General features: G+C 64.6%; 6 protein-coding genes. 1 reads left to right on the forward strand and 5 read right to left on the reverse strand.

Annotated features, from left to right (window positions below; all coding sequences use genetic code 11):
- Positions 1 to 66: 66 nt before the first annotated feature.
- The 5 genes from FHT19_RS10450 to FHT19_RS10470 form a co-directional block, all read right to left on the reverse strand.
- Positions 67 to 1,605, reverse strand: a complete 1,539-nt coding sequence (locus tag FHT19_RS10450; protein ID WP_169475081.1) for a tryptophan halogenase family protein — start codon at positions 1,603 to 1,605, stop codon at positions 67 to 69.
- A 1-nt stretch (position 1,606) separates the two neighbouring features.
- On the reverse strand, positions 1,607 to 3,100 hold the full coding sequence (locus FHT19_RS10455; RefSeq protein WP_169475082.1) for a tryptophan halogenase family protein: 1,494 nt from the start codon (positions 3,098 to 3,100) through the stop codon (positions 1,607 to 1,609).
- Positions 3,101 to 3,198: 98 nt separating this feature from the next.
- On the reverse strand, positions 3,199 to 6,123 hold the full coding sequence (locus FHT19_RS10460; protein ID WP_169475083.1) for a TonB-dependent receptor: 2,925 nt from the start codon (positions 6,121 to 6,123) through the stop codon (positions 3,199 to 3,201).
- 554 nt (positions 6,124 to 6,677) lie between these two features.
- Positions 6,678 to 8,315 (reverse strand): family 43 glycosylhydrolase, encoded by a 1,638-nt coding sequence (locus FHT19_RS10465; RefSeq protein WP_169475084.1) that lies wholly within the window; start codon positions 8,313 to 8,315, stop codon positions 6,678 to 6,680.
- 100 nt (positions 8,316 to 8,415) lie between these two features.
- Positions 8,416 to 9,483 carry a LacI family DNA-binding transcriptional regulator gene (locus tag FHT19_RS10470; RefSeq protein ID WP_169475085.1) on the reverse strand — a complete coding sequence of 356 codons (1,068 nt, stop codon included), beginning with the start codon at positions 9,481 to 9,483 and terminating at the stop codon, positions 8,416 to 8,418.
- Between the two features lie 87 nt (positions 9,484 to 9,570).
- Between FHT19_RS10470 and FHT19_RS10475 the strand changes: the two genes are divergently transcribed.
- Positions 9,571 to 12,090 carry a glycoside hydrolase family 3 protein gene (locus FHT19_RS10475; protein WP_248290399.1) on the forward strand — a complete coding sequence of 840 codons (2,520 nt, stop codon included), beginning with the start codon at positions 9,571 to 9,573 and terminating at the stop codon, positions 12,088 to 12,090.
- Positions 12,091 to 12,156: the final 66 nt, after the last annotated feature.

The following is a 12,156-nucleotide window of genomic DNA, read 5'->3' on the forward strand; positions in this document are numbered from 1 at the left end:
ATCATTAAAACGCCTCGCGAGGCTTTGCAACAGCTTCTGCGGATTGTCGTACGAAGCCCCGGCGCTTCAGCCCAGCGCCATCTGGCGCGGCGCCTGGCCCATCTGCGCCAGATGGGCGCGCTGCGTCGGCATGGCATCGGCTGCCTTGGCGATCAGCTGGCGCATCCCGCGCAACAGCTTGTCCAGGTCGGTCGGGCGCAGGCTTTCGGTCAGCGGGTCGTGGCCGTGCGGCATGATCCCCTGGCCCAGCATCACCGCAAGCCAACTGGCGTCCTGGAACAAGTCGCTCTCGCGGGAAAGCAGCCGCCCGGTTCGGCGGAACATGGCGATCTTCTCGGCCAGGGTATCGGGAATCGGCTGCGTGGCGCAGTGCCGCCAGAAAGCGTCGTCGTGCCGGGCATTGGCGTGATAGTGCAGCACCAGGAAATCGCGAATACGATCATATTCGTTGATGATCTGACGGTTGAACTCACCCATCGTCATCGGATCGAAATCCAGGTCGGGAAACCAGTTCAACAGTTTTGCAACCGCGATCTGGATGAGATGGATGCTGGTGGATTCCAGCGGTTCGAGAAATCCGGCGGAAAGGCCGATGGCCACGCAGTTCTTCGCCCAGCTTTGCGCGCGCCGCCCGGTGGTGAAGCGGATCGGGCGCGGATCGGCCAGCGGCTTGCCCTCCAGGTTGGCCATCAGCGCGTCATGGGCCTGATCGTCGCTCCAGAACGCCGCGCTATAGACCATGCCGTTGCCCATGCGATGCTGCAGCGGAATCCGCCATTGCCAGCCCGCTTCATGCGCGGTGGAGCGCGTATAGGGTCGGTCCAGGTCGATGCTGTCGGTCGGCACTGCCAGCGCGCGATTGCAGGGCAAGTAATGCGTCCAATCCACGAATGGCACGCCCAGCGCCTCACCCAGCAACAGGCTGCGCAAGCCCGTGCAATCGATGAACAGATCACCTTCCACCAACCCGCCATCGTCCAGGCGCAAGCCTTCGATATGGCCGCTTTCGCCGTTGAGCACGACGTCCTCGATCAGCCCCTCGCGGCGCACCACCCCGCGTTGTTCGGCCATGCTGCGCAGATGCTGGGCATAGAGTGCGGCGTCGAAATGATAGGCGTAGGAAAACGTCGAGAACACCGACCGTGGATCGCTGTCGAGCTTGCCCATCTTGCCCGAATAGGCGGCCTTTTCGTTCAAGGAAAAATCCCCGAACGGCGTCGTATCACCCAATGACTGGGCACGCAGCCAGTGCTGATGAAAATTCGTGCCGGCAAAATCGTTGCCGTAACGCCCGAACGGATGAAAATAGCGGTGGCCACGGTTGCGCCAGCCGGCAAATTCGATGCCCAACTTGAACGTCGCTTTTGTGGCCTGAACGAACTCGGCCTCGCCCAGCCCGATGATCTGGTTGAACGACAGGATCGGTGGAATGGTCGCTTCGCCCACGCCGATCGTGCCGATCGTTTCGGATTCGATCAGGGTTATCGCACAGCGATGCGGCGCAATCGTGCGCGACAGCGCCACGGCCGCCATCCAACCGGCAGTGCCTCCCCCGGCGATGACGATCGAACGGATATGCCGGGGTGCGGTGTCGCTATCCACCATGTCAAGCTGCTGCCTTGCAATTGCGGTCGAGATAGACCTGGTGATCGGGCGCGGCCCTGCCCAACCGGGCGAGGTCCTCGCGCCGGCGAGCCATGCTGGCGCGCAGGGCCTCAACCGGCAACGCGTCGATCAGGGGATCGTGCCGCCGGGGTAGAAAGCCATTGCCCAGCAGGATCGCGGCCCAACTGGATTCAGAATAGGATTCCCCGTCCAGCAGCGGCACGCGGCCGGTGGCGCGCCAAGTGTCCAGCTTGTGACGCAGCGTATCGGGCAGATCCATTGCGCGCGCGGCTTGCCACATCGGCTCGGGCCGCTGCGAAACGCAGTAATGCGCGATGATGAAATCGCGGATGCGGTCCCATTCCGCGCCGCACACACGGTTGTATTCGGTGCATACCGCCGGATCGAAATGACGATCGGGGAAAAACTCCAGCAGGCGGCCGATGCCATTCTGGATCAACTGGATGCCGGTTGATTCGAGCGGTTCGAGAAACCCGCTGGCAAAACCCAGGGCCACGCAATTGTGCCGCCAGAACGCTTCGCGCCGCCCGGCGGTGAAGCGGAAACGGCGCGGGGTTGCCAACGGCGCCCCGGCCAGGTTGGCCAGCAGCGTGGCCTCGGCCTCGTCATCGCGCATGTGGGCGCTGGCATAGACCACGCCGTTGCCTTCGCGATGCTGCAACGGAATGCGCCATTGCCAACCCGCCGCCAGCGCGGTGGAGCGGGTAAACGGCGCGGGGGCTTCGGCCCTCGCGCAGGGCACGGCAATCGCGCTGTCGCACGGCAACCAGTGCGACCAATCGACATAGGGCGTTCCCAGCCGCCGGCCGATCAATTCGGCCGCAAAACCGGTGCAATCGATGAACAGTTCGCCATCCACCACCTGCCCGTCGGCCAGCACCAGTGCCCGGATGTGGCCGGTTTCGGCATCGAGCGGCACATCCACCACGCGGCCTTCGACGCGAACCACGCCGCGGCTTTCGGCAAGACCGCGCAAATAGCGCGCATAGAGCACGGCATCGAAATGATAGGCGTGGAGATAACGCGGCTGGCGCGGATCGGTCGGCATGAACTTGCCGCGTCGCGCCAAGGCATAAGGCGCGGAATAATCGTCAATCGGGGCGGTGTCGCCGGCCCGATGCAGGCGCAGCCAGTGCTGGTGCGGGGCAATACCGTCGATCGGCTCGCCAAAATCGCCAAAGCCATGGAAATGGGTGTTGCCTGCCACGCCCCAGTCGCAGAATTCGATGCCCAGCTTGTAGCTGGCCTGGGTCGCCTGCATGAACGCGTGCTCGTCCACGCCCAGCGTTGCGTTGAAATGGCAGAACAGCGGCACCGTGGCCTCGCCCACACCCACCGTGCCGATCTCTTCGGATTCGACCAAGGTGATGTTCACGGTGCGCGGATCGAGCTTTTTGGCCAGCATGGCCGCCGCCATCCAACCGGCCGTTCCACCGCCCAGGATGGTGATCGATCGGATGGCTGCTTCGTTCATTGGTGCCTCCCCCTGCCTCGGCCGGTCATCCCCGCGCCTGCCTGGGGCAGCGCGGGGAGATAACCAGAGCCCAAGCCCGTGGGCAAGATGCTAGCTGATCAGAACTTAGAACGGATCAGGAAAGCGATGTGGCGATCGGTTTCTTCCCAGGCATAGCGCGGGTGAAGGCTGGCCGGACCAACATCGATATAGGTCTTGGCCTTGAGCAGGTTCTGCGCCTGCAGGCCCACCTTCACGTTGCTGTTGACGTCCACGATGAACGAGGCGTCGAGCTGGCCATAGGCTTCGTTCCACACCGGCTGGTTGACGTTGGCGCCGTTGGCATTGGCCAGGTATTCCGAACGCCAGTTGTAGGCAAGGCGTGCCGAAACCCCATACTTTTCATAGAGCAGCGCCGCGTTGAACGAATGCTTGGACAGGCCCTGCATCGGCAGGTCGCCCGGCAGCAGGCTGCCCGGGGCAAGCTGCGGGTTCGCCGGGTTGCGACCGCCGGTGCTCTGGATGAAGGTATAGTTGCCGTTGAAGCCCAGGCCCGACAGCGCGCCCGGCAGGCTGTCGAAGAACATGGTGTAACCCGCTTCCACGCCCTTGATCGTGCCATGCCCGCCATTGACCGGAATGTTGACCTGGAAATCCTGGGTCACGCCATTGCGCGTCAACGTAACGGTGCTGGCCTGCGGGCTGATATAGTTGGTAACGTCCTTGAAGAACGCTGCCAGCGTCACCGCGTTGGCCTTGCCGAAGTAGTATTCGAAGCTGGCGTCGAAGTTCCACGCGCGGATCGGCTTGAGGTAGGGATTGCCACCCGTGAGCGTGCGCGGCGCCGTGACGGCAGGCGTATAACCGTCGGACTGGAAGCTGAAGTTGTACGTCTGGTTGGCCTGGAGATCGGTAAAGCTCGGGCGATAGATCGCCTTGCCCACCGCAAAGCGCAGGATGGTCTTGTCGTTGAGATAGAACCGCGAATTGAAGGTGGGCAGCACGTCGGTATAGCTGTTGCGGGCATCGACCGGCGTCTTGCTGCCATCGCCCACGAACGTGGCGGCATTGACCAGCGCCTGGCACGCTGCCGCGCCGTTGGCCGCGACGCACGCGGCCGCCGTTTGCGAGTTGGACGAGGACGAATTGAGCGTGGGCAGGAAGATCGCGCCCACCGCGGTGGTGCGGGTGCGGATCACGCGGACGCCGATGTTGCCATCAAACCGGCCGAGCAAGCCACCTTCGTCACCAAAGCGCGCCATGGCATAGCCGGCCAGAGTCTTTTCGGTCTGGGTGTTGGTGCCATAGGCGTTGTTCGAGCCGGCGCTGCCGTCGAACGCAGCGTCGGTCAGCGGCGACCAGCCGCCATTGCCGCTCTGCGTCGTCACCAGATACTTGTAGGCATTGGCCGCGCCCTTGTCGAGCAAGCCGCTCTTGGCGAACCAGCCGCCCGGCACGCTGACATTGCCGCCCATGAAGTTGTTGAAGGCGAGCCGCGTGGTCTGGCCGGTCAGGCCGACGTTCCCAGGATCCTGGTTGAGATAGACCGGCGTGCCGCCACCCCAATAGGCGGTGCTGAGCAGGCCCCAGTTATAGTTGGTCGACTGCGTGACCAGGTCCTTGGACGTGTTGCGGAAACCAACCTTGAAGGCTTTGAAGAAGTTGCCCTCGTCAAGCGTATAGGTCACGTCGGCCCGCTCTGCCCACGAGGACGCTCGATTGTTCTCGTTGTGCTGCATGGCAGCATACCAGAAATAGTTCGCCGGATCGTTCAGGCTCAACCCGTTTTCGATGAAATTGAGGCTGGGCGTCTTGCCGGTCAGGTCGAATGACACCGAGGGGCGATTGCCGTTGAGACCGAACCCGTCAAACGCCGTCAGGCTGTAGACGCTGGCGTGCGAATTGACGTGATCGACGTCCACGCTCACCGTCAGGTGATCGGTCGGCGTCCAGAACATGCTGCCATAGAATTCGCGCGTCACCTTGTCCTGCTGGCCGACGCGGGTGTCATAGGTGAGTTGCGCGTTGGTCAACGTGCCGGTGGCCAGGGTATGTTGCGGCCCGGTAAAGGTGAAGCTGGGATCGAGGGCGAAGCCACCGTTCTGGTCGTTGATCCCCACAGCGTTTTCGGTGTCGCGCGGCGTCACCTTGGCGACCATGCCTTCGAACGTGAACAGCAGGCTGGACGAAGGCTTGATCTGCAGCACGGCGTCATAGGAGTGGCGCACCTGCGTCCATTCCACCGAGCGATAGCCCAAGCCACTGGGCAGCGCCACGGTGGTGCCGGCGGGCAGGCCCGATTGCGCCGACGTCAGCGTCGTGGTGCTGATGGAACCGGTCTGGATCGCGTCGGTGCGGTTGCCGGTCTTGCCGGTGGACGCCGACAGTTGCAGGCCGATTTCCGTGCCGCCGGGCGTGTCCCAGCGGTGGCTGATGACGGCGTTGCCGGAGAAGAAGCCTTCCTTGCGCTTGTCGGCATAGTTCCAATCGCCCGAAACGGCGATGAAGTTCTTGGAATCGAGCGGCTTGCGCGTGCGCAGGTCGACGATACCGGCGATCCCGCCTTCGACCATATCGGCCGACGGCGTCTTGTAGACGTCCACCGCACCCATGAGGTCGGGCGAGACGTCTTCAAAGCTCAGACCACGGCCGCTGTTGGCCGAGAATACGTCGTGCCCATTGATTTCGCTGCGCGTCCACGAGAGGCCACGAATGAACACGCCGCCGCCTTCGGCCGGGACACGGCCGGGGTCGCTGCCTTCGAGCGTGTTGACGTCGCCGGTACGCTGGATGGTGATGCCAGGCACGCGCTGAAGCGCTTCCGACACGGTACGATCGGGCAGGGCGCCGATGTCCTGAGCGGAAATGGAATCGACGATCACCTGCGAATTGCGCTTGGTATTGAGCGCATTGCTCAGCGAGCCGCGAATACCGGTAACAATGATCGAGGGGACGCTGGGTTCTTCGGCCGCTTTGGCCTTGTCTGCAGCAGCTTGCGCGGCTTCCTGCGCGTGCGCGGACCCTGCCGCAAGCGACGCGGCCATCACCAGGCTGGAGGTGACAAGGAACCCGATCTTACGTGTGTTTCGGCGCGTGCTGCGCACAACAACTTGGTGCATAACCCCTCCCAATTGCAGGCTATATTTGAAATTTCGACGAATTTTTAGACATTTACAGGCCGCGTGGGCCCCAAGCCCGACACGACCGCCGCCAAGAACTGGAACTGAACCCCCGATTTCCTCTCCTGATTGCGCCGCGTTTCCGTGCACATCATCTGCGTTAACGCTACCATTACACCGCGTGATTCGCAAATCCGATTATCAACAAATCGACACATTCGGCCCCTCGCGGCGAGGGTGGGTGTGAAGGCATCGGAAACGAGCGATTTTTCTGCTTCGCATCATTTCTTTATTTTCAATACTTTGGAATTATAATATCAATGAGATAAGGGCGTTTCGCACCCCACCATGGTGCATTGCGATAGTGCGCAAAACGACCGCAAAAGAGCCCCTGAAGGGGGCCTTGAAGTGTTGCACAAGAGCAACGGACAAAACTGTATTTTTATTCCAATTTGGTTTTCCGCGCTGCCTGCTGCGCGTTACAACGCGCGATAGGCGAAGTCGCTGAAGCGCACCTGGCCCGTACCGGCGCTGTAAAGCCCGACCTTGAGGCTGAGAAAGCCGCCGAAGGTGTTGTGATGCATGCCCGAAACATCCATGCGCAAACCGTGCAGCGCCCAGGTATGTCCCCCGTCGTGTGACAGCCAGAACGTCACGATCTGGTCCTGGCTGGTCAGCCTGACGCGCAGCGGCCCGGCGGGCAAAGGTGCACGGGCCCAGGCCATTTCCTGCGCATATTGCCACAGCTTGGCGACATCGGCGGTAAAGCCCAGCCCCACGAAGGCCTGGTGGTTGTAGAACAGCAGCAGCCCGCCTTCGCCGCCATCGTGCCGGTCGATCGTCACCTCCACGGCAAAGGCACGATCCGGCACGACCATGGTCAGCGGGCTGCTGTCCGCCGGCGTCTTGCCGCTGCCGGCCAGCACCAAGCCGGCACCGGGGCGCGCCACACGGTCCATCTCGTGCAGGGACGGTTCGTGAAACGCCCATTGCAGGCCAAAACGATCGTGGGCGAAATCATCCGACAGGGCCATGCCGGATGGACCCGCGCGACCACCACGCGGCTTGGGCAAGGGGCGCGAAAGATCGCCCCCCATCGCCTTGGGCCAGCCTTCGGCGGTCCACACGATCGGTTCCAGCAAGGTTTGCCGGCCCAGCGTGCGATAGCCATTTTCATAGCCGTGATAGATCATCCACCAATCGCCGCCCGGCCCTTCCACCATGGTGGCGTGCCCGCGCGACCACCACGGCTCGGCTGCATCGACCGTGCGCACGATCGGATTGTGCGGGCAATGCTCCCACGGGCCGTGCACCGAGCGCGAACGCGCCACGATGACCATGTGCCCGGTGGGTGGCCCGGCCGTGCCGCCCACGGCCGTGGTGATATAGAACCAACCGTTGCGGCGCAGCAGCTTGGGCCCTTCGGGCGAAAAGCCTTCCACGATCCAGTCCTGCGGATAGACCCACGGCGCATAGGCCGGCTCCAGCGGCCCGGCGGTCGAAAGGCCGTCGGGCGCCAGGCGGATCTTGCGAATGCCGTTGACGAAGAGATAGCGCTCACCGTCTTCGCCCACCACGTGCCCCGGATCGATGCAGCCGGGGATGTTCAGATCCACCGGGTCGCTCCATGGCCCTTCGATCCGCTCGGCATGGATCGCATAGATCGACCAGCGATCGCCATCAGGCGCGGCGGGTATGTAGATGAAATAGCGCCCGGCATGCTTGCACAGGTCCACCGCCCACACGGTCCCGAGCGGCTTGTGCAGGGCTGGGCCGACCGGCGCCCAATTCACCAGGTCGGTCGATTTCCAGATGATGAGGCCTGGATAGGAATAGAACGACGAAAACGTCATGTAATAGGTATCGCCATCCTTGAGCACGGTGGGATCGGGATGATCGCCGCCAAGGATGGGATTGCGATAGGTGCCGTTGCCCAAGTCGGCACGGCGCTGCCCTTCCTGTCCACGCGCCCACGCCGGTGCGGCAGCGGCAGGGTGGCACGCGGCGGCCGCGCCGGGCGCTGCGGCCCATGCCGAGGCGGCGACGGGCAACCCGGCCGGAGCCAATCCGGCAACGGCGAGGGCCTTGAACGCATCGCGGCGGGTCGGATCGGTCATCGGCACAGTTCCCATGGCGCGCGCCGGTCTGCCAGCCAGCCGGGCGCTTTTACCTTGGTAGCGCTATCAACAGCAATATGCCCGGTCAAGCCGGCCGATGTCAGGCCGAAACGGCAACGCCGGTATCGGACTGGCGCAAGACCAGCGAGAAATCCACGCGCACGTGGCGCGGCGTACGCGCCTTGGCATCGAACACGCTGTCCACCAGCAGGCGCACCGCCTCGCGCGCCATGTCGGCGACGGGCTGGCGCGCGGTGGTGAGTTCAGGCCAGACATTGGTGGCCGAGGCGGTATCGTCGAACCCGCAGACCGAAAGCTGGCGCGGCACGTCCAATCCCATGCGATGCGCCGCCGCGATCGTGGCGGCGGCCATGTCATCGTTGCTGGCAAAGATCGCCGAGGGCCGCTCGTCCAAAGCCAGCAATGCCAGCGCGCAATCCATGCCGGAGCGGAACGTGAAATCGCCGGTGGTTTCCAGGCGTCGGTCGGCGTCGATGCCCGCGCTTTCCAAGGCACGGCGATAGCCGTTGCGGCGCAGGGCGCTGGCCGTCTGGTTGGGCGCACCACCGATAAAACCGATGCGCTTGTGCCCCAGGGCAATGAGGCGCGCCGTCAGACCAAAGGCGGCGGCTTCATCATCGATCGTCACGGCGTGGGCCAGCGGCGAGGGCGCACCCGTGGCCACTTGCGCCATGACCATGCCCGCCCGGTTGATGCATTCCAGCAGCAGCACGTCATCGGAAAGCGGTGGCGGCAGCAGCACGGCATCCACCCGATGCAGCAGCAGCTTGGCAGCCAGCTCATCGCGGCTCGCCTCTTCCTCGAAATGTTCGACCAGAAGCTGTGCCCCCATGGCGTTGGCCTGTTCGGTCGATCCCACCAGGAATTCGCTGAGATAGGCGGCGCTCGGGTTGGAATGGAGCAGGCCGATGCGGCATTGCCGCCCGCCGGCCAGGCTGCGCGCGGCCAGGTTGGGCACATAGCCCAGTTCGGCAATCGCCTTTTCCACTTTGGCCCGGGTGGTTTCGTGAACCTTGGGATCGCTGTTTACGACCCGCGACACGGTCATCGGCGAAACCTGGGCGAGACGCGCCACGTCGGCAACGGTGGGCCCGCGCGCGCCCCTGCGCTGGCCCCGCTTTGCGCGCCCATTGTCCTGCTCTGCCATCTTCCGGCTCCTACGCGCGGCTCCGGCGCCATGCAAGCAAAACAACGCTTGCGCGCGTCTGCTTGGTAACGCTAACTATTGCATTCCGTGTCGGACGAAGCAACCGCCGCCGCCATCGAGATCGGGATCAGGATGCACCGCAAGACCATCAGTTTCACCGCCTGCCTGCTTGCGGGCGCACTGGCTGCCAGCCCTCCCGTGGCGGCTGCACAAGACACGGCAACCCCTGCTGCCGCGCAGGCCCATCCCGCGCTATGGCCTGCGGTCAAAAGCGGCCTGGCGCTCGATCCCGCGACGGAGCGGAAAATCACCGCGCTGCTGCGCGCGATGAGCCTAGAGGAAAAGATCGGCCAGATGATCCAGGCCGATCTTTCCACCATCCGGCCCGATGACCTGCGCCAATACCCCCTGGGCAGCATCCTGGCCGGCGGCAGCACGCCGCCGCTCGATGCGCCCGATCGCTCCCCCGCCGGGCCATGGGTGGCCACCGCCCGCGCCTTTCGCGCCGTGGCGATGGAGCGGCGGCCGGGCCACCAGCCCATCCCGCTGATGTTCGGCATCGATGCGGTCCACGGCAACAACAACGTGGTGGGCGCCACGCTTTTCCCGCACAACATCGCGCTCGGTGCAGCGCACGACCCCGATCTGGTCCGCCGCATCGGCGAGGCGACGGCGCGCGAAACCGCGGCGGCCGACATCGACTGGGCGTTTGGCCCGACGCTGGCCGTGCCACAGAATGATCGCTGGGGCCGCACGTTCGAAGGCTATTCCGAACGGCCCGAAATCGTGCGCGCCTATGCCGGCGCCATGGTGGAAGGCCTGCAGGGCAAGCCGGGCGCCGACAACCGCATCCAGACCGGGCACGTGGCGGCCAGCGTCAAGCATTTCCTGGGCGATGGCGGCACCACCGACGGGGTGGACCAGGGCAACACGCAAGTGCCCGAAAGCGAACTGATCGCCATTCACAACGCTGGCTACCCCAACGCCATCCGCGCTGGCGCAATGACAGTCATGGCGTCGTTCAACAGCTGGAACGGCCAGAAGATGCATGGCAATCGCAGCCTGCTGACCGATGTGCTCAAGGGGCGCATGGGCTTTACCGGGTTCATCGTGGGCGATTGGAATGGCCATGCCCAGGTGCCCGGCTGCAGCAACGTGGATTGCCCCGCCAGTTTCAACGCCGGGCTCGACATGGCGATGGCGCCTGACGGCTGGAAAGGCCTGTTCGACAACACCCTGCGCGAGGTGCGCAGCGGACAAATCCCGATGGCGCGGGTCGATGACGCCGTGCGCCGCATCCTGCGCGTGAAATTTCGCCTTGGCCTGTTCGATCCGGCCCGGCCGCTCGCGGGGCTGGATGGCGTGCTGGGATCGCCGGCCCATCGCGCCCTGGCACGCGAGGCGGTGCGCAAGTCGCTGGTGCTGCTCAAGAACGACGGCGTGCTGCCGGTGCGCGCCAACGCGCGCGTGCTGGTGGCGGGCCCTGCCGCCGACGATATCGGCCTGCAATCGGGCGGCTGGACATTGAGCTGGCAGGGCGAAGGCAACACCAATGCCGATTTTCCCAATGCCCAATCGATCTATGCCGGGATTGCCCAGGCGGTGCAGGCCGGCGGCGGCACGGCCATGCTCAGCCGCGATGGCACATTCACGCAAAAGCCCGACGTGGCGATCGTCGTCTTTGGCGAAACCCCCTATGCCGAAGGTGTGGGCGACGTGAAAACCCTCGAATTCCAGGCGGGCGACAAGCAGGCGCTGGCCCTGCTCAAGCGGTTGCGCGCAGCGGGCGTGCCCACCGTCTCGGTCTTCCTCTCGGGCCGTCCGCTGTGGGTGAACCCTGAGCTCAACCAATCCGATGCCTTTGTCGCCGCCTGGCTGCCGGGCAGCGAGGGCGGCGGCATTGCCGATGTGCTGGTCGGCACCGCGCAAGGGACGCCGCGCAGCGATTTCCAGGGGCGGCTGTCGTTTTCCTGGCCCAGGACGGCAGGCCAGTTCACCCTCAACCAGGGCAAGGCGGGCTATGATCCGCTGTTTCCGCTGGATTATGGCCTGAGCTATGCCCACGGCGGCAAGGTCGGCGCGCTCGACGAAGCACCGGGGCTTGATGCCGGGGCGGCCAATACCACGCTGTTCCTGAGCCGCGCGATAGCGCCCGCACCGTTCAAGCTGGACCTGGCGCCCGGCCTCGACGCCCGCAAGGTCGATAGCGCGACCACGCAGGAAGGCGCGTTGCGCTTGGCCTGGAAGGCGGGCCAAGAGGGCGCACTGCGCGTGCGTGGCGCACCGCTGAACTGGATGCGCGAATTGAACGCGCAGATGGTGCTGCAACTCACGTATCGGGTGGAGCAGGCGCCGCAAGCGCCGGTCACTCTGGAACTGGCGGCCCATGGTTCAGCGGCCGGCGTGCCGCTCAACGGCGTGCTCGCCCCCGCCGATGGCCAATGGCACATCTTGCGCGTGCCGCTCTCGTGCTTTGCCGCGCGCGGGCTCGACATGAGCAAGGTGGACGAAGTGCTGGGCCTTGCCAGCACTGGCCCCTTTGCCATCGCCCTGGCCGAAGCGCGCCTGTCGGGCGATCCCACCGGTGCGGTCTGCCCCAAGGACTAGACGCGTGAACGCATACCCGCCCCTTCCCTCGAGGGGCGCAGGCGCGGCCGGCCGGGCCATCCACCC

This window comes from Novosphingobium sp. SG919 (assembly GCF_012932495.1).
In the GTDB taxonomy this organism is placed as follows: Bacteria; Pseudomonadota; Alphaproteobacteria; order Sphingomonadales; family Sphingomonadaceae; genus Novosphingobium; species Novosphingobium rhizosphaerae.